The organism is Streptomyces sp. CB02923, assembly GCF_001905005.1.
Classification (GTDB): Bacteria; Actinomycetota; Actinomycetes; order Streptomycetales; family Streptomycetaceae; genus Streptomyces.
In genome coordinates this window covers 1013637-1031643 of record NZ_LWKZ01000012.1, presented here as the reverse complement: position 1 = coordinate 1031643, position 18007 = coordinate 1013637, and the positions used below count along the sequence as shown (strand labels likewise).

The following is an 18007-nucleotide window of genomic DNA, read 5'->3' as shown; positions in this document are numbered from 1 at the left end:
CTCTCCGTCCGGGGAGTCGAGACGTGGTGAGGCCGGCAGGGGTCGCGGATACGGGAAGAGGAGAGGAGAGGGGGGACGAGCAGGCCGCCGGACGTGGCGGGCACCGGGCCGCGGCGTCCTGCCGGAACCGGTGGTGGTGCCGGCTACACCCCCCTTCGGGGGGCGACACCGAGTGACCTGGTCTTCTCCACCAGGCAGACTGTTCCCGTGCCCGACGTCCGGGCGCGTGAAGCGCAGGGAGCGTACGGATGAGGGTCCGCCGAACACTGGTTACCGCAGCCCGCGGGCTCGGGCTCGCCGTCGTCTCGCTGGTCGGTTCGGTCCTGCTCTTCTCGCTGACCCTCGTCTCGCTCGCCCTGCTGCCGATCGGCATCGGCTGGCTGACCACCCCGCTCGTCGTGGGGCAGACCCGCCGCTTCGCCGACCAGCGGCGGGTGTGGGCGCACGACTGGGCGGGGATCAGCGTGCCCGCCGCCTACCAGCCGCTACCCGAGCGGCAGCGCGGCCTGCCCGGCATGGTGCAGCAGTGCCTGCACCTGCTCCGCGACCCGGCCACCTGGCGGGAGCTGCTGTGGCTGCCGGTCGACATGACGGCGGGGTTCTTCACGGCGCTGGTACCGGTCCTGCTGGCCGCGTACGGCATCGAGGGCTTCGTCATCCCGGTGCTGATCTGGAACGGTGTGATCGACGACTACGTGTACGGGTTCCTGTTCGCCTCGGACCCGTTGCAGGTGGCCCTCATGCCGGTGCTGGCCACGGTGATCCTCGCCGCCTCCGTCTTCAACCCGAAGCTGCTGCCCCTGCACTTCCGGCTCACCGCGGTGTTCCTCACCCCGCCCAAGGCCACGCTGGCCGCCCGCGTGGAGCGGCTCACCGAGACCCGGCACGACGCGGTGGACGCCTCGGCGGCCGAACTGCGCCGGATCGAACGGGACCTGCACGACGGCGCGCAGGCCCGGCTGGTGGCCATGGGCATGGACCTGGGCACGGTCGAGGCGCTGATCGAACGGGACCCCGCACAGGCCAAGGAACTGCTCGCCCGCGCCCGTACGTCGTCGGCGCAGGCCCTGTCCGAACTGCGCGACCTGGTACGCGGCATCCACCCGCCGGTGCTGGCCGAACGCGGGCTGGACGACGCCGTACGGGCGCTGGCCCTGCGGATGCCGCTGCCGGTGGACGTGACGGGACGGCTGGCGGGCCGCCTGGAGGCGCCGGTGGAGTCCGCCGCGTACTTCTCGGTGAGCGAGCTGCTCACCAACACCGCCAAGCACGCGGATGCCACGCGGGCGTGGGTGGACCTGGAGTACGACGGCGAACGGCTGCGGGTCACCGTCGGCGACGACGGCCGCGGCGGTGTGATCCTGCCGCCCGCGGGCGGCGCCGGGCTGCCCGGTCCGGCCGGTACGCACTCCGGCCTGCGCGGACTTGAGCGACGACTCGGTACATTCGACGGCATCCTGGCCGTCAGCAGCCCGGCGGGCGGCCCCACCCTGGTCACGCTGGAGATCCCGTGCGCGTTGTGCTCGCCGAAGACCTCTTCCTCCTGAGAGACGGTCTGATACGGATGCTGGAGGCGTTCGGCTTCGAGATCGCCGCCGCCGTCGACAACGGGCCGGACCTGGCGCGAGCGCTGGCCGAGGAGCAGCCGGACGTCGCAGTCGTGGACGTACGGCTGCCGCCCTCCTTCACGGACGAGGGCCTCCAGTGCGCGCTGGCCGCCCGCCAGGCCCGGCCCGGTCTGCCGGTGCTCGTCCTGTCCCAGCACGTGGAACAGCTGTACGCGCGCGAGCTGCTGGCCGACGGCACCGGCGGGGTCGGCTACCTGCTCAAGGACCGGGTCTTCGACGCCGAGCAGTTCATCGACGCGGTACGGCGGGTGGCCGGCGGCGGTACGGCCATGGACCCGCAGGTGATCTCCCAACTGCTGTCCCGGCGGGCGCAGGACCGGCCGATGGCCCGGCTGACGCCGCGCGAGACCGAGGTGCTGGAGCTGATGGCCGAGGGGCGCTCCAACACGGCCATCGCGGGCAAGCTGGTCGTCACCGAGCGTGCCGTCGCCAAGCACACCTCCAACATCTTCGGAAAGCTGCACCTGCCGCCGTCCGACGACGACAACCGCCGGGTGCTGGCCGTTCTGGCCTATCTGGACCGTGGTTGAGCCCTTCCGCCCCGCCGGCCCCCGTACCACACCTCGGAGGACCGCTGGAAGCTCATCCGGCCACCGCGTACGCTGACGATCCGTACGCAGACCCGTACGGACCGCGAGCAAGGAGTTCCCCGTATGAGTGCCGCAGCTGACAAGGAGTGGCTCTACGCCCTCGACATCTCCGACGCCACCTGGCAGCGCGCCCCCGGCGAGTCCGAGGAGGCGGTGGAGATCGCCTTCCTGGAGAAGGGCGCGGTGGCCATGCGCAATTCCAAGGAGCCGGACGTGGTGCTGCGGTACACCGAGGCGGAGTGGCGCGCGTTCGTCCTGGGCGCGCGGGACGGCGAGTTCGACCTCGACCGCGCGGAGCGCCCGGAGTAGCGCGCCGGGGCGGGCGGGGCGCGCTGCTGCCCGGAGGGGCGCGCGGCGGGCGATGTGACCATCCCAGGATTCACTCGTTTCACCGAACGTGGAGCAGCAGCAGGCAACAGCACCCCGTCCGGACCGGCCCCGCCGTCGTCCCCGCCCCGATGCCGGTGGCGTTCCGGCCGCCTTCGTCGGCGTCGAACAGGCCGAGGCGGCCCTCGTCGAGCACTACCCGCGGTTGACGCGCCTCGCCTATCTGGTGCTGCCGCCGACACTGGGGCGCAACCGGCGGGTCCTGAGGGCGCATTCGATCGTCCAGCGCTCCCTGCCGCGCCGCGGCGCCCCTGCGCGGCTCCCCCTCCTGCCGCCCCAGCGCCGCCCCGGCCGCCCGGCCACCGATCCCGGTTACGCGTTCGTACGGCTCCAGGTGCTGCGTGCGGCCCTGGCCGCCGAACGCCCCCGGCTGCGTCTGCCGTTGCTGGGACGTGACGTTCCCGTACCGCCGCTGCCGCCGCTGCTGCCGCAGGTCTGGGGCCTGCGGCTGTTCCCCCGCTCCGGCGGTGTGGACGAACTCTCCCTGGCCCGGGCCCTGTCGGCGCTGTCCGCCCCGGCCCGCGCGGCGTATGTGCTGCGCGTGCTGGAGGGTTCGGGCGACGCGGACGTACGGGCGGCCTTGGAGGCGGCGGGGGCCGAGGACGTGCCGGGCGCGCTCACCGCGGCGGCCGGAGCGGCACCGCCGGTGGGCGGCCGGGGCCGGCCGCTGCTGGAATCCGCCGAGTTCGACCCCTGTTCCCTCCAGGCCCGGCCCACCGACCTCCTGCGGCGCCGCCGGTCCACCCGCGCGACGCTGGCGGCGGGAGCGGCGGTGCTGGTGTGCGGTGCGCTGCTGACTCTGCCGGGCGGCGGTCGGGGCCCCGATGGCGCCGCGGCTCCCCCGTACGCCGAGAACGCGGCAGCGCAGGCCGCCCTGGATCCCGCCAAGGTGACGCGGGCCGCCGCCGGAAGCTGGCGGAACGCGACACGGCGGGGTCTCGCGGCCTGGCCCGCCCGCGGAGACCGTACGCACGACCGGGCGCTGCTGCGGCGCGCGCTGGCCGTGTGGGCCAGGCCCGGCCCGGACGTGCAGGTCTCGGCGACCCCGGGCACCGCCGGGGGCCCCGCGGCCGGTCCGCCACAGCTGCTCTACGCGGGTGTGGCGGACCGGGCCGCGGTGGTGCTCCTGTACGACGGGCTGCGCGTGGTGCGCTACGCGGAGCCTGTGGACGCCTCCGGCAGCGGACAGGACGGACCCGGCGCGGCACTGGACTTCGCCCGTACGGACGGCGCGGACGACACCTCCGTCTCGGCACTGGTGCTCAGCCGCACGGACAGCAACGTCCGCTACCTGACCGCCCCGTGGACCGGGCACGCCGGGCTGACCGACCTGCTGAAGCCCGCCGACGCGGCCCAGCCCGTGCCCATCGGCGAGGACGGTGCGACCGGCCCCGTACCGTCCCCCGCGCGGGCCACCACCTGCACCGCCTGGCAGGCCCTGCGGATGGACGGCCACCTCTTCACCGATCTCGGCGAACTGGTCCCGGCCCGGCTGACGTCCGGCGCTCCGGCCCGGCCCGGCGAACCGGACGGGCCGCAGGCGCGCACGGCCTGGGCGCGCACGGCATGCCACCTCGGCGAGCTGCGCGGTCAGGGCGTACGCGCGGTCAACTCCTGGGAGTTCGCCCAGCAGCCGCTGCCCGCCGGTGGCGGCACCGCGGTGTGGGTGTGCACGCGCGCCGAGACCTGGCGGGGCGCGGGCAGCCGTACCTTCGCGCAGGTCCAGACCCCGCCCACGGCCGGATTGCGGTACGCGCCGGGCGCGGTCGTGGCGCGCTCCGAAGGCGGCCCGGGGTGCGGCCCGCGCGAGCCGTGGGCGCTGGCCGGTGTCCTGTGGAAGGCGTCCGGGGGTCAGTGGTGGCTGGTGGCCGCGGGCAGCGGACAGCTCACGGAGATCAGCGTGGGCGGCGGGGTCATGGGGCGCGCGGCGGGCTCGCAGCTGGCCGTACCGGCGACGGCGGGCGCCCGCGCGGAGCTGTCGGGGCGGCTGCGGAGCGGGGAGCGGGTGACGGGGCTCCGGTAGCGCCCGGGGGCGGGCAACGGGGGGGATGCGGAGGGGCGGCAGCGGAGGGGTACGGGTGGCGGAGGAGGCGTGGGTGGCGCAGGAGGTCCTGGGCACCGGAACGGAAAATCCCTGCCCCAAGCCTGTTGCCGATCCCGTACCCGCCAGTACATTGACGCCATGTCTAATACGGCCTCGTTGCGGCCCCGGCCGGTCGCGTCCGAGCACACCCAGCTGAAAGCACGCAACGTCGCCTTCGACTGGGCGGACACTCCCCTGCACTGGATTCCCGGCGATCCGGACAGCACCCACACGATCAATGTGCTGCACCTGCTGCTGCCCGCCGGTGAACGCTGGTTCGTACACGTCTACAAGCAGGTGCTGCCGCAGATCCGCGACGCGCGGCTGCGGGAGGACGTGATCGGGTTCATCGGCCAGGAAGCCATGCACTCCCAGGCGCACGACGACGTGCTGCCGCACCTCAAGCGGCTCGGCCTGGACCCGACCCCGTACACCGCGCAGGTCGACTGGCTCTTCGAGAAGCTGCTCGGTGACCGTACCCTGCCCCCGGGCCGGGCGCGCCAGTGGTGGCTGATGGAGCGCGTCGCGATCATCGCCGCGATCGAGCACTACACGGCCTTCCTCGGGGACTGGGTGCTCAACGCGGAGGCGCTGGACGCCAGGGGCGCCGATCCGACGATGCTGGACCTGCTGCGGTGGCACGGCGCCGAGGAGGTCGAGCACCGCTCGGTCGCGTTCGATCTCTTCCTGCACGTGGACGGCGGCTACCGGCGGCGGGTGCGCACCTGGGCCACCGCCTTCTCCGCGCTCGTCTTCCTCTGGCAGCGCGGCACCCGCTTCTTCATGGCGAACGATCCCTCGCTCCCGGACGGCCGGGCCAGCTTCCGGGAGTTCACGCGGGCCGGGCGCCAGGGCGTGCTGCCCACCGCCGCCGATATGGCCCGTTCCGTCCCGCAGTACCTGAGCCGGGCCTACCACCCCTCGCGGTACGGCAGCACCGAGCAGGCCGCCGCCTATCTCGCCGGTTCGCCCGCCGCGTCCGCCGCCGAGGCCCGCCCGGCGGCGGACGCGCCCGCGAAGAACACGAAGAACACCAAGAACACACGGAACACGCAGAACACTCAGAACACGCAGCACGTTCGCGCCGAGGACCACCCGACAGGAGCCGCCTGAGATGCCGTCCCTCCCCCGGATACGTACGGTCCTGGTCGCCGCCGGCGCCGCGCTGGTCGTCCAGCGGGCCCTGCGGCGGCGCATCGGCCGGTCACCGCTGTGGCCGATGCCCGCGCTGGAGCACCCCGTCTCCGGCCGGGGCCGGGACCGCTCCGGCCCCTTGCGGCTCCTGGTCGTGGAGCGCGCCGAGGAGGCCGAAGGCGTCGTACGGCTGCGCCTGGAGGGCGACGGCCTGCCCGCCTGGGAGCCCGGGGCCCACCTCGACGTGGTCCTGCCCTCGGGGACCGTGCGCCAGTACTCGCTGTGCGGCAGCCCGGCCGACACCGGCTCGTACACGATCGCGACGCGGCTGATCGAGGACGGCCGGGGCGGCTCGCGCGAGGTGCACGAGCAGCTGCACGAGGGCACGGTCGTCGAGGTGCGCGGGCCGCGCAACCGGTTCCGGCTGGAGGAGTGCCACGCCTACCTGTTCATCGCGGGCGGCATCGGCATCACACCGATCCTGCCGATGCTGCGGCAGGCCGAGTCCGAGGGCGTGCCCTGGCGGCTGGTGTACGGCGGGCGCTCGCGCGCGACGATGCCGTTCCTGGAGGAGGTCGAGAAGCTGGCGGGCGCCGCGTCGGACCGCGTGACGGTCGTCGCCGAGGACGAGGACGGCCTGCCCGACCTGGCGGGCGCGCTCACCGGCGCCCCGCCGCACGCCGCCGTCTACTGCTGCGGTCCCGACCCGCTGATGGACGCCGTGGCCGCGTTGCTGCCGCAGGGGGCGCGCGGCCTGACCCTCTGCACGGAGCGGTTCGCGCCCGTCGCGGCCCTGCCTCCGGGCGAGAACGCGGAGTTCGAGGTGGAGCTGCGGCGCACCGGCCGCACGGTCACCGTCCCGGCGGACGGCAGCGCCCTGCGCGCCATCCGTGAGCAGGCGCTGCCGGACCTCCCGTACTCCTGCGAGCAGGGTTTCTGCGGCACCTGCCAGCAGCGGGTGCTCTCCGGCGAGGTGGACCACCGCGACGAACTGCTCACCGACGCCGAACGCGACGACTCGATGCTGATCTGCGTCTCGCGGGCCCGGGGAGAGCGTCTGGTCCTCGATCTCTGAGGGCGGGGCCGGGCCGCGTGCCGAGGCGGCGAGGTCCGGTGGCCGGGCCGCGCGCCGAGGCCGCGAAGTCCGGTGGCCGGGCCCCGCGCGCCGCGGTCGCGAGGTCCGGTGGCCGGGCCCCGGCCGCTCGATTCCGCGGCGCGTTCCCGGTCGTTAGGGTGTGCGCATGACCAACGGGGCGCGCCGCAGGATGGGTGTCGAGGAACGACGCGAGCAGCTGATCGCCGTGGCGCTCGGCCTGTTCAGCCACCGGGCCCCGGAAGAGGTCTCGATCGACGAGATCGCCGAGGCGGCCGGGATCTCCCGGCCGCTGGTCTACCACTACTTCCCGGGCAAGCAGAGCCTGTACGAGGCGGCGCTGCGCCGGGCGGCCGACGAGTTGGCCGCCCGTTTCGTCGAGCCGCGCGAAGGGCCGCTCGGTGCCCGTCTGCTCCGCGTGATGGAACGATTCTTCGACTTCGTCGAGGAGCACGGACCCGGCTTCTCCGCGCTGATGCGCGGCGGCCCCTCCATCGGCGCCATGGAGGGCGTGGGGTCGGGCCGCACGAGCGCGATGATCGACGGGGTGCGCCAGGCCGCGTACGAGCAGATCCTCTCCCACCTCGGCGTGCGGGGCCCCGCTCCGCGCATGGAACTGGTGGTCCGCTCCTGGATCTCGCTCGCCGAGACGACCGCCCTGATCTGGCTCGACAGCCGCGCCATCCCGCGCGGCGAGCTGGAACGCCAGCTGGTGCACGACTTCGCGGCGCTGGCGGCGGTGAGCGCCGCGTACGACGAGGAGATGGCCGCCGTGCTGGGCCGGGTCCTGGCCGGGGAGCCATCCGACGGGCCGTTCGGCGAGCTGCTCACCCGGCTGATGGCGCTGGCGCCGCAGGCGTCGTGAGACGGACGCGCCCGTTCCGGTACCGCTGCGGCACAATCCGCGCATGGACGTGATCACCTTCCGCCGTGCCGTGGACACCGACGCCGACGTGGCCGCCCTCGTCGCGCTCTACGACGGCGCCGCCCGCTGGATGCAGGGCCGCGGCATCGACCAGTGGACGCCGGGCGAGCGGGACGCGGAGCACTTCCGGCTGCGGATCAAGCAGGACGAGGTCTGGTTCGCCGAGGTGCGCGGGGAGACCGCCGGCGCCTGGGAACTGTGGTGGGAGGACCTGCCCGCGTGGGGCCCGCAGCCGCCCGTCGCGGGCTATCTGCACCGTCTGATGGTCGACCGCGACCGGGCACCGGCGGGCACCGGCCGCGCGATGCTGGCCCGTGCCGAGCGGCGGATCGCCGAGGCGGGCCGCCCGCTGAGCCGCCTCGACTGCAAGTCGGCCAATCCGCGGCTCCAGCCGTACTACGAGAGTGCGGGCTACCGGGTCGTCGGCGAACAGCGGGCGAAGGAGGGCTCGGACGGGAGCAGGTACACCGTCACGCTGCTGGAGAAGCCGGTGCCGGAGAGGCCAGTGTCGGAGAGGCCGGTGTCGGAGAGGCCAGTGTCGGAGAGGCCGGTGCCGGAGACGCCGCTGCCGGGGCCGCAGGCGTAGGCACAGGCGTAGGCACCGGCCGGGAGGGGCGGGCACCGGCGCGCGGGGCGGACACTCGGCGCACAGCACCGGCGCGCGCGGGGCCGCCGCGCAACCGCGACCGGTTGTACGGCCCTTTGTCCGGCACCTTCAGGGCTTTCGGACAATTCCCGGGGACCCCACAGTGGTGTCACCGGGGCCTGAGGGCACGGGATCACGGGGGCCCATGGAGTCCGCCACGGCGGACGGATGGGGGAACCATGGGGGCGATCCACGGGGGAAAACGGGCCCCGGAGCCGCCGTAGGCGGATGGGCCGTCCATGGGCAGGGCGGCCCATGGACGGCCCCACACCGCTGCGAAGCGCCACGGCCGCCGATACGGCTACCGCGCCGCGAACACCGCGACCGTACGCCCCGGCACGCCGAACGTCCCCGTCCGCTTCTCGTACGAAGCCGCCTTCACCACCGGGTCCGCGCCGCGCGCCTGGACGCGGTGCAGGCCGTACCGCTTGCCCGCGAGCGCCGGGACGTGCTGGAGCTGCCGTTGCGGCGTCGCGTTGAAGACCACGACCAGCCTGCCCAGCCGCATGGTCACCACGCCCGGCGTCTCCGCCGTCCCCGACAGGGGGAAGGACAGCGCGTCCTGTACGGCGGCGGCGCTGCCGAGTCCGAAGGCCGGTTCCGCGGCGTGGATGCGGAGCAGGTCGCGGTAGGCGGCGGAGGCGGCGGTGATCTGCGCGCAGCCGGGGCGCAGGGCGGGGTCCGCGAGCAGGGGCCGGGCGTAGGGCCACTTGTCCTTGTTGTCGGCCGCGGGCGGCAGGCCGCGGCCGAAGCCGTTGCCGTCCCGGCAGTCCCAGTGCAGGGCGTTGAACCAGTCGCCGCTCTCGAAGGAGTTGCGGTCCAGGGACTTGGAGCGGAGCAGATCCGTTCCGGCCTGGGAGAGGGCCGGGCCCTGGGAGAGCGCGGCGGTGGCCATGGCCACGACCTGCATACGGGCGCGATCGGCGGCGGATGTGCCCTGCGGGAGCTTGTAGGCGAGGGCGTCGTACAGCGTTTCGTTGTCGTGTGCGTCGGCGTACGCGAGGGCGTCGCCGGGGGCGGCTGCGTATCCGGCGGGCGCGCCGTTGTAGTCGACCTGCGATCCCTTGACCGTGCGTCCTGAGGTGTCGGTGAAGGTGTAGTCGGCGAGGTTGCCTGTCAGGCCGACCTTGAGCAGGTCCTGGTGGTGGAGAAGGCGGGCGCGCTGTTCGGCCGGGGTGCCGTTGGCGGGCGAGGGGTTGGGGTCCGTGAAGAGGCCGGAGGCGAAGCCCTGTATGCGCGGGTCTTCGTCGAAGGGCCCGCCGCCGCGTACCGCGTCGCGTGCGCGGTCGTTGAAGGTGGCGATCCCGGTGCCCGCCATGTTCCCCTGGGTGGCCTGCACGAAGCGCGCGTCGTCCGCGACCTCGCCGAAATTCCAGCCCTCCCCGTAGAGGACGACCGCCTTGCCGTCCACGCCGTCCTTGGCGACGGTCAGCGCGTCCAACGCCGCGCGCACGGCAAGGATGTTGGCCTTCGGGTGGTGTCCCATCAGGTCGAACCGGAAGCCGTCGACCTTGTACTGGCGGGCCCAGGTGACGATCGAGTCGACGACGAGCCGGCCCATCATCGTGTGTTCGGGCGCGGTGTTCGCGCAGCAGGTGGAGGTGGCCACCGAGCCGTCGTCGAGCAGCCGGTGGTAGTAGCCGGGCACGATGCGGTCGAGGACGGAGAGCGCGTCCTGACCGCTGGCGGCGGTGTGGTTGTAGACGACGTCCATGACGGTGCGCAGTCCGGCGCCGTTCAGGCCCTGCACCATGCGGCGGAATTCGCTGGTCCGGGCCCGTGGCGAGTCCGGGTCGGAGGCGTACGAGCCTTCCGGCACGGTGTAGTGGAACGGGTCGTAACCCCAGTTGTACGCGTCGCGGGCAGCGGTCTTCCCGACGCACTCCTGCTGCTGCTCGGAGTCGGCGGGCAGCGCCGCCAGGTCGCAGTCCGGCCGGGCCTGGTCGGAGCGCCGCTCCGGGATGGTCGCGATGTCGAAGGCGGGCAGGAGGTGGACGTAGGAGGTGCCGGAGTCGGCGAGGGCCTTGAGGTGCCGCATCCCGTCCGATTGGCGGTCGGTGAAGGCGAGGTACTGGCCGGGGTGGCGCGAGGTGCGGTCCGCGACGGAAAAGTCGCGGATGTGGAGTTCCTGGATGCGGGCCCGGTTCAGGGGCACCGCGGCGGGCTTCCTGAGCCGGTTCCATCCCCTGGGCGCGAGGCGCGGATCGGCGAGGTCGACGAGGAGGCTGCGCGTCGAGTCGGCGGTCAGCGCGGTCGCGTACGGGTCGGTGACCTTGTTCGTGACGAAGCGGCCGGCGGCGGGCGCCCACACGTCGACGACGTACCGGTACGGCTTGCCCGTCCAGCCGCGCGTGCCCCGCGCCTGCCACACGCCGCTCGCGTCGTCCCGCCGCATCGGCACCGTACGGCCGTCGAGTTCGAGGGCGACGGTGCGGGCGGTCGGCGCCCAGACGGCGAGGGCGGGGCGGCCGTGCCGGAAGACCGGGCCGAGCGGTGCCTCGGCCGCGGCCGGTCCGTACAGGTCGTCCAGTACGCCGGGGATCTGGACGCCGGTGCGGACGGGCCGCCCGTCCGCGTCCGGCTGGACCGCGACGAGCCGGTCGCGCAGCGCGGCACGGGCCAGCCCGCTGTCGCGCGGGTCCACGGCGAAGGCCGGGAAGTGCTTCAGGTGCGGGTACGCGGCCTGTTCGGCGGGGGTGAGCGCGGCAGGCGTGAGCCGTATCCGCCCCTCCTGCCCCGCCGCCCCGAACTCCAGCCGGGCGTCGGCCCGCCGGGCTCCCTTCCAGACCACGGTGTCGCGGTCGATCCACTGCGCCGCCGCCTCGGCGGGAGCCGGTGGCGGTTCGGCGTTCGCGGGAAGCGGGGCGGGCAGGACCGCCGCGCACAGGGCCATGGCCACGGCTGCGACGGTACGGCGGAGGGTGCGCCTCACGTAAGGACTCCTTCAGGACGTTCGGGGCAGCGTGCGGAGCGGGCCGGGTCAGCCGCAGTCGCGCGCGCCGACGTGCAGCGCCAGCGCCGTGTTCGGGGCGACCGTGGCGGTGAAGCGCCCGTCACCGCCCACCGTCACCGGCTTCCGGCTCTGTACGTCGCAGTACGTGCCGGCCGGCAGCGAGGTCTGGAAGGTGCGGGTCAGCGCGCTGCCCTCGTGGTTGACGACGGCGTAGCCGCGGTCGCCGCGTCCGAAGGCGATGGCGTCGTTGCCGTTGTCCCACCAGTGGGTGACGGCCGTGCCGCGGGTCGCGTTGCGGAAGCCGACCATGCCGCGGATCTCGGGCCAGTTGTGCTGGCACTTCCAGCCGTCCTGCCAGCAGGCGCGCACCGCACCCCCGTTGGGCGGCCCCGCGTCGTGGTCGGCGAACTCGTAACCGGAATGCACGTCGGGCGCCCCGTACGGCCAGGCCAGCATGAAGACGTTGGCGAGGGTGTAGTCCGCGCCGTCCTTGTAGCTGAGTGTCGTGCCGTTGCGCTCGGTGTCCCAGTTGTCGACGAAGACGCCGGACTGCGCGGAGGGCAGGTACGCCCAGCCCTCGCCGAAGTTCTTCAGGTACGCCAGCTTCTCGTTCCGGAAGACGCGCTTGAGGTCGCGGCCGTACCGGAATTCCTGTACGTCGCCGTTGCCGAGGTATTCGGCGGGCGACACGGCCTCGCCGTCCCCGTGGATGGCTTCCTGCTTCCAGTAGACGGAAGGATTCTTCAACTGCCTTTTGATCGCGGCGAGGTCCTCGGCCGGCAGGTGTTTGGCCGCGTCGATCCGGAAGCCGTCCACACCGAGCGACAGCAGGTCGTTCAGGTACGCGGCGATCCGCGACCGGACGTACGGCTCGCCGGTGTCCAGGTCGGCCAGGCCCACCAGTTCGCAGTGCTGCACGTTCCGGCGGTCGCGGTAGTCGGTGACCGGCCCGGTGCAGTCGTCCATGTCCTGGCGCTGGTAGATCCCCGGGTAGTCGTACTTCGTGTACGAGGAGCCGCCCGTGCCCGTCCCCGATCCGGCCGACATGTGGTTGATCACCGCGTCCGCGACCACCTGGACGCCCGCCGCGTGGCAGGTCTCCACCATGCGCCTGAAGGCCGCCCGGTCACCGAGCCGCCCGGCGATCCGGTAGCTGACGGGCTGGTACGAGGTCCACCACTGGCCGCCCTGGATGTGCTCGGTGGCCGGCGAGACCTCCACGTAGCCGTAACCGGCGGGGCCCAGCGTGCTCGTGCACTCCTTGGCGACCGAGTCGTACCGCCACTGGAACAGCTCGGCGGTGACGTCCTTCGTCCCCGGCGGCGCCGCGTGCGCGGTCGGCGGCGGCGGGGCGAGGACGGCCGCCGCCGCGCCGGAGAGAAGGGCGAGCGCGGCGGCCACGGGTCTGCGGGCGGGCCGCCGTCGGCGGGTGGTGGGCATCGGGTTCCTCCTGAGGGGGTGGGAGGGGTTCAGCCGTTGTTCTATCCGCCGTGGTTGATTGTTGCAAGAGTTTGCGCAAGAGATTGCAACGGTGTTTCGGAGAGCCCGCCGACGCCCGGCGCGAGATCCAACTCCGCGCGTACGGTCTTCCCGACCCCCGCACGGTCGAGAACCGCCCACCGGGTGGCGAGCGCGGCGACGACGACCAGGCCGCGCCCGGCCTCCGCGTCGGCGGGCGCGGGGCCGATGCCGCCGGGGGGCGGTGGCCGCCGCTCGGTCCGCGTGTCGGTCACGTCGATCCGCAGCGTCCCGGTACGGGCGAGCCCGCCGACGACCGCGAGCCGCAGCTCGAAGTCCCGGCCGGGCACGCGGCCGTGGGTCACCGCGTTCGCGGTCAGCTCCCCGACCACCGCACCGACGTCGTCGGAGAACGCGCTGCCGTACGGGAACCCCCACGCGTCAAGCCGGTGCACGGCCAAATGCCGCGCCAGCCGCGCCCCCAGCCGCGTACTGCTGAAGCGCTGGGTGAACACACGTACGGTGACGGGGGGCTGGGGTGGGCGAGTGATCAGTTGGGCTGGCATGGGCCCACGGTCGTCGCTAATCGACGGGGCGACCAGGGGTTCCGCCCGTACGGAGCGGAAGCGTACGGGTACGGAGGGTAGACAGTACGCATTACTGACCGTGACCATGGCCGAGTTGGGCACGTAGGACTGCCGAGGAGGCCGAAAATGTCAGAAGCGGCGGGGAGCAGCGAGCCGGAATCCACGGACAGCCTGAGGGCGTTCGGAGCCGTGGTCAAAGCGTTCAGGGAACGGGCCGGACTCACGCAGGACGAACTGGCTCTGCTGGTGCGGTTCTCACCGCAGACCATCGCTTCCATCGAACAGGGGCGACGGCTTCCCCCGCCGGAGTTCATCGACCGGGCGGAAGTGGTACTGGACGCATTCGGCGCGTTGAAAGGCGCCGCACGTCACCTGTCGCGTCAGCCAGGTCTGGCTGCTTGGTTCCGGCACTGGGCGTCCTTGGAAGAGCGGGCGATCACCCTGTGTACGTACGAGTGCCGATTGATCCCGGGACTGCTGCAGACCGAGAGGTACGCACGAACGCTCTTCGAAAACCGGGTTCCCCTGCTGACCAACGAAAAGGTTGAATCGCAGGTGGCCGCCCGGCTGGAGCGTCAGAAGCTGTTGCAGGAGCGACCGAACACACTGTTCACCTTCGTTCTCGACGAACATGTCTTCCTGCGTCAGACCGGTGGCACGGAGGCTTGCCGTCTGCTCATCGAGCACGTTCTGGAGTGCGCGAGCCGCCGGAACGTCGAGCTGCAAATCATGCCGCTGAAGGTGGGGGTCCATCCCGGGCTGGACGGGCCGATTCGTCTCCTCGAAACCCCGGACCACAAGTGGTTCGGATACTGCGAGTCGCAAGAGAGCGGGCACTTCGTTCCTGATTCCAAGACGATCAGTACGCTGCGCATGCGCTATGCGAGACTGCAATCGCAGGCTCTCTCCCCCGATGACTCCAGGAGCCTGCTGGAACGGATGCGAGGAGCCCTATGAGCACCACCGAGCTGACCTGGACCAAGAGCAGCTACAGCGGTAGCTCAGGGGACGACTGCGTCGAGGTCGCCGCCACACGCGGCACCGTCCACATCCGCGACTCGAAAGACATACACGGGCCCCGCCTGGCCATCGCTGCCGACGCCTGGGCCACCTTCCTCCCCTACGCCGCTCGCCGGGCAACCTGACCCGAACCGTCGTTGACCCCACCCCGCGTCGGCAGTTGCATGGGACGCGGACGCGCCCCTGACGTACCGCGGATGGACGGTGGGTTGTGATGGCGAACGACGCGCTCGACCGCAAGTTCAGCATCCTCTTCGACTGGTTCGACCGTACCGAGGACGGCTGGCTCACCCATGAGGACTTCGAGGTGATGGCCGGGCTGTTCATGGCGGTGGCCCGGCCGGAGGACCACGGCAACCGGGCCGCGCTGCGGGAGGCGTTCGGGCGGTGGTGGGAGGTGCTGCGGGACGCGGGCGGCGCGGACAGTGAAGGGCGGGTGAGCCGCCAGTCGTTCATCGACCTGATGCGCTCGCACGTCACCGACCCGAAGACCTTCGAGCACGTCGTGCTGCAGATCGTCGACGCGCTCATGCTGGCTCTCGACACCGACCGCGACGGCGTGCTCACCACCGACGAGTACGTACGGATGTACGAGGCGCTGCACATCGACGCGGCGACTTCGACGCCCGCCTTCCACCGGCTGGACCGGGACGGCGACGGGGTCATCAGCCATGCGGAGTTCCGTACGGCCATCGAGGAGTTCTACCTCAGCCCGGACCCGGAGGCCCCGGGCAACTGGCTGCTCGGTTCGCCGCTCGGCACGTAGCCGGGTCCGGGGCTGCCCTGCCGCCGGGCCGTCGAGCCGCGTACCACCAGCTCCGGCTGGAAGACGAACTCCGTGTGCCGGTCCGGCGGCCGCTCGCCGTCCGCGCGGGCGCGGATCTCCTCGATCAGCGCGTCCACGGCCGCCGAGGCCATCGCCCGTACCGGCTGGCGCACGGTCGTCAGCGGCGGGTCGGTGAAGGCGATGAGCTGCGAGTCGTCGAAGCCGACGACGGAGATCCGGGCCGGTACGTCCAGGCCGCGCTGACGGGCCGCCCGTACGACGCCGAGCGCCATCAGGTCGCTGCCGCAGACGACCGCCGTGCAGCCCGCGTCCAGGAGGGAGACGGCTGCCGCGTGGCCGCCTTCGACGCCGAACAGGGTGTGACGGACCAGGAGTTCGGCCTGTCCTCGGCGCAGGCCGAACTCCTCCTTCAGCGCCGCGACGAAGCCTTCGGCCTTGCGGCGCGACGGTACGTAGCGGGCCGGGCCGACCGCCAGGCCGATGGTCCGGTGGCCGAGTTCGGCAAGGTGGCGTACGGCCATCCGGGACGCCGCCCGGTCGTCCGGGGAGACGAAGGGGGCGGCGACGCCCTCGTGGTAGCCGTTGATGAGGACGTACGGCACGGCGCGGTCGGTGAGGCGGGTGTAGCGGGCGGGGTCGGTGGTGCTGTCGGAGTGGAGGCCGGAGAGGAAGATGATGCCGGTGACGCCGCGCGCTTCGAGCTGCTCGACGAGTTCGTCCTCGGTGGCGCCGCCGGGGAGCTGGGTGCAGAGGACGGGCGTGTAGCCGTGGCCCGCGAGGGCCTGTTCGATGAGCTGGGCGAAGGCCGGGAAGATCGGGTTGGTGAGTTCCGGGACGATCAGGCCGACCAGCCCGGCGCTGGCGCGCCGCAGCCGTACGGGGCGTTCGCCGCCCAGTAAGTCGAGGGCGGCCAGGACCCGCTGCCGGGTGCCGCGGGCCACGCCGGCCCTGCCGTTGAGCACCCGGCTGACGGTCGCCTCGCTGACCTGGGCCTGCGCGGCGATGTGCGCCAGCCGGGGGCCGTTGGCCCCGGCCGGCGGCACGTCGGGGTGGTCGGTCACGCTTCCCACCACACGGCGGTGTCCGCCGGGAGGGCCGGTTCGTCGTCGACGGTGCGGAGTTCGGCGGAGGAGAGGAGCGGGCGCCAGTCCGGCTGGACGGGCGCGCGTACGGGGTCGGGGGTCGTGTTGACCGTGCAGACGAAGCCGCCGGGGCGGCGGAAGGCCAGGACGCCTTCGGGGGCATCGAGCCACTCGATGTCGTCGCCCGCGCCGAGGCCGGGGTGGGTGCGGCGCAGTGCGAGGGCCGTACGGTACAGCTCCAGCATGGAGTCCGGGTCGCCGGTCTGGGCGGCGACGCTGAGCCCCGCCCACTCCGGCGGTTGCGGGAGCCAGCTGCCGCCCGTACCGAAGCCGTACGGGGCCGTGTCGCCGGACCACGGGATCGGGACGCGGCAGCCGTCGCGCAGGCCGTCCTGGCCGTCGCCCCGGAAGAACGCCGGGTCCTGGCGGACCTCGTCGGGCAGGCCGGTGACTTCGGGAAGGCCCAGTTCCTCGCCCTGGTAGACGTAGGCGGAGCCGGGCAGCGCGAGCATGAGGAGGGCGGCGGCGCGGGCGCGGCGGCCGTCGCCGCCGAGGCGGGTGGCGTGCCGGACCACGTCGTGGTTGGAGAGGACCCAGGTGGTGGGGGCGCCCACCGGCCGCATCGCGTCGAGGGAGGCGTCGATGACGGTGCGGAGTCCGGCGGCGTCCCAGTGGGTGTTGAGGTAGTGGAAGTTGAAGGCCTGGTGCAGCTCGTCGGGGCGGAGGTAGAGGGCGGTGCGGTCGGCGCTGGGGGTCCAGGCTTCCGCGACGCCGATGCGGTCGCCCGCGTACTCGTCGAGGACGCGGCGCCAGGAGCGGTAGATCGCGTGGACGCCGTCCTGGTCGAAGAACGGCAGGACCTGGTTGCCGAGGAGTTTCAGCTGGTCGGTGCGGCCCATGTCGGGCAGGCCGGGGGCCTTGACCAGGCCGTGGGCGACGTCGATGCGGAAGCCGTCCACGCCGAGGTCGAGCCAGAAGCGCAGGATGGAGCGGAACTCGTCCTGGACGGCGGGGTGGTCCCAGTTGAAGTCGGGCTGTTCGGGGGCGAACAGGTGCAGGTACCACTCGCCGTCGGTGACGCGGGTCCAGGCGGGGCCGCCGAAGACGGACTCCCAGTCGTTGGGCGGGAGTTCGCCGTTCTCGCCGCGGCCCTTGCGGAAGTGGAAGCGGTCGCGGAGCGTCGAGCCGGGGCCCTCGTGCAGCGCCTGCCGGAACCAGGCGTGCTGGTCGGAGCAGTGGTTGGGGACGACGTCGACGATGACGCGCAGGCCCAGGGCGTGCGCGTCGCGGATGACGGCCTCGGCGTCGGCGAGGGTGCCGAAGGCGGGGTCGATGACGCGGTAGTCGGCGACGTCGTAGCCCGCGTCGGCCTGCGGGGAGGAGTAGAAGGGGCTGAGCCAGACGGCGTCGATGCCCAGGTCCTTGAGGTAGGGCAGGCGGCTGCGGATGCCCGGCAGGTCGCCCATGCCGTCGCCGTTGCCGTCGGCGAAGCTGCGCGGGTAGACCTGGTAGATCACCGCGTCGCGCCACCACTGGGTGGCACCGGGCGCGGTCGCGTCCGCGGCGTCGGCGGCGGGCGCGGTGGCGTCGGCGGGCGCTCCGGTGGCGTGGTGCCGGGTGGTCTGGGGGGTCAT

The 18007-nt window shown here is 73.0% G+C and carries 16 protein-coding genes; 11 read left to right on the top strand and 5 right to left on the bottom strand.

The window, feature by feature from the left end; all coding sequences use genetic code 11:
• Positions 1–248 precede the first annotated feature (248 nt).
• The 8 genes from A6A06_RS16185 (at position 249) to A6A06_RS16150 (ending at position 8426) form a co-directional block, all read left to right on the top strand.
• Positions 249–1547: a sensor histidine kinase gene (locus tag A6A06_RS16185; RefSeq protein ID WP_073761863.1), complete on the top strand. Its 1299-nt coding sequence runs from the start codon at positions 249–251 to the stop codon at positions 1545–1547.
• A complete protein-coding gene (locus A6A06_RS16180) occupies positions 1511–2158 on the top strand; it encodes a LuxR C-terminal-related transcriptional regulator (RefSeq protein ID WP_073761862.1) in 648 nt (215 codons plus the stop codon). The genes A6A06_RS16185 and A6A06_RS16180 overlap by 37 nt, the downstream gene beginning before the upstream one ends.
• A gap of 123 nt (positions 2159–2281) precedes the next feature.
• Positions 2282–2527, top strand: a complete 246-nt coding sequence (locus tag A6A06_RS16175; RefSeq protein ID WP_073761861.1) for a DUF397 domain-containing protein — start codon at positions 2282–2284, stop codon at positions 2525–2527.
• An 88-nt stretch (positions 2528–2615) separates the two neighbouring features.
• Positions 2616–4628, top strand: coding sequence for a hypothetical protein (locus A6A06_RS16170; RefSeq protein WP_073761860.1), 2013 nt, complete (start codon positions 2616–2618; stop codon positions 4626–4628).
• 159 nt (positions 4629–4787) lie between these two features.
• A complete protein-coding gene (locus tag A6A06_RS16165) occupies positions 4788–5801 on the top strand; it encodes a metal-dependent hydrolase (RefSeq protein ID WP_242440759.1) in 1014 nt (337 codons plus the stop codon).
• 1 nt (position 5802) lies between these two features.
• Positions 5803–6897, top strand: a complete 1095-nt coding sequence (locus A6A06_RS16160) for a PDR/VanB family oxidoreductase (RefSeq protein WP_073761859.1) — start codon at positions 5803–5805, stop codon at positions 6895–6897.
• A 166-nt stretch (positions 6898–7063) separates the two neighbouring features.
• A complete protein-coding gene (locus A6A06_RS16155) occupies positions 7064–7780 on the top strand; it encodes a TetR/AcrR family transcriptional regulator (RefSeq protein ID WP_073761858.1) in 717 nt (238 codons plus the stop codon).
• Positions 7781–7823: 43 nt separating this feature from the next.
• A complete protein-coding gene (locus tag A6A06_RS16150; protein WP_073761857.1) occupies positions 7824–8426 on the top strand; it encodes a GNAT family N-acetyltransferase in 603 nt (200 codons plus the stop codon).
• A gap of 361 nt (positions 8427–8787) precedes the next feature.
• Here the strand turns inward: A6A06_RS16150 and pulA are convergent, their stop codons facing one another.
• Genes pulA through A6A06_RS16135 form a run of 3 tightly spaced genes read right to left on the bottom strand, consistent with a single transcriptional unit; the run spans position 8788 to position 13463 of the window.
• Positions 8788–11418, bottom strand: coding sequence for a pullulanase-type alpha-1,6-glucosidase (pulA, locus tag A6A06_RS16145; RefSeq protein ID WP_199930890.1), 2631 nt, complete (start codon positions 11416–11418; stop codon positions 8788–8790).
• 48 nt (positions 11419–11466) lie between these two features.
• A complete protein-coding gene (locus A6A06_RS16140; RefSeq protein WP_073761856.1) occupies positions 11467–12879 on the bottom strand; it encodes an alpha-amylase in 1413 nt (470 codons plus the stop codon).
• 41 nt (positions 12880–12920) lie between these two features.
• Positions 12921–13463 (bottom strand): ATP-binding protein, encoded by a 543-nt coding sequence (locus A6A06_RS16135; RefSeq protein ID WP_073761855.1) that lies wholly within the window; start codon positions 13461–13463, stop codon positions 12921–12923.
• Between the two features lie 147 nt (positions 13464–13610).
• Here A6A06_RS16135 and A6A06_RS16130 point away from each other — a divergent pair, with 147 nt between their 5' ends.
• The 3 genes from A6A06_RS16130 to A6A06_RS16120 all read left to right on the top strand — a co-directional run bounded on the left by A6A06_RS16130 (position 13611) and on the right by A6A06_RS16120 (position 15270).
• Positions 13611–14441 carry a helix-turn-helix domain-containing protein gene (locus A6A06_RS16130; protein ID WP_073761854.1) on the top strand — a complete coding sequence of 277 codons (831 nt, stop codon included), beginning with the start codon at positions 13611–13613 and terminating at the stop codon, positions 14439–14441.
• A complete protein-coding gene (locus A6A06_RS16125; protein WP_073761853.1) occupies positions 14438–14629 on the top strand; it encodes a DUF397 domain-containing protein in 192 nt (63 codons plus the stop codon). The genes A6A06_RS16130 and A6A06_RS16125 overlap by 4 nt, the downstream gene beginning before the upstream one ends.
• An 89-nt stretch (positions 14630–14718) precedes the next feature.
• Positions 14719–15270: an EF-hand domain-containing protein gene (locus A6A06_RS16120; protein ID WP_073761852.1), complete on the top strand. Its 552-nt coding sequence runs from the start codon at positions 14719–14721 to the stop codon at positions 15268–15270.
• Here A6A06_RS16120 and A6A06_RS16115 read toward each other — a convergent pair.
• The gene (locus A6A06_RS16115; RefSeq protein ID WP_443333743.1) at positions 15207–16361 is read right to left on the bottom strand and encodes a LacI family DNA-binding transcriptional regulator; all 1155 of its coding nucleotides are present in this window, start codon (positions 16359–16361) and stop codon (positions 15207–15209) included. The two genes, A6A06_RS16120 and A6A06_RS16115, sit on opposite strands and share 64 nt — an antisense overlap.
• Positions 16349–18007, bottom strand: coding sequence for a glycoside hydrolase family 13 protein (locus tag A6A06_RS16110; RefSeq protein ID WP_073761851.1), 1659 nt, complete (start codon positions 18005–18007; stop codon positions 16349–16351). Before A6A06_RS16110 ends, A6A06_RS16115 begins: the two co-directional genes overlap by 13 nt.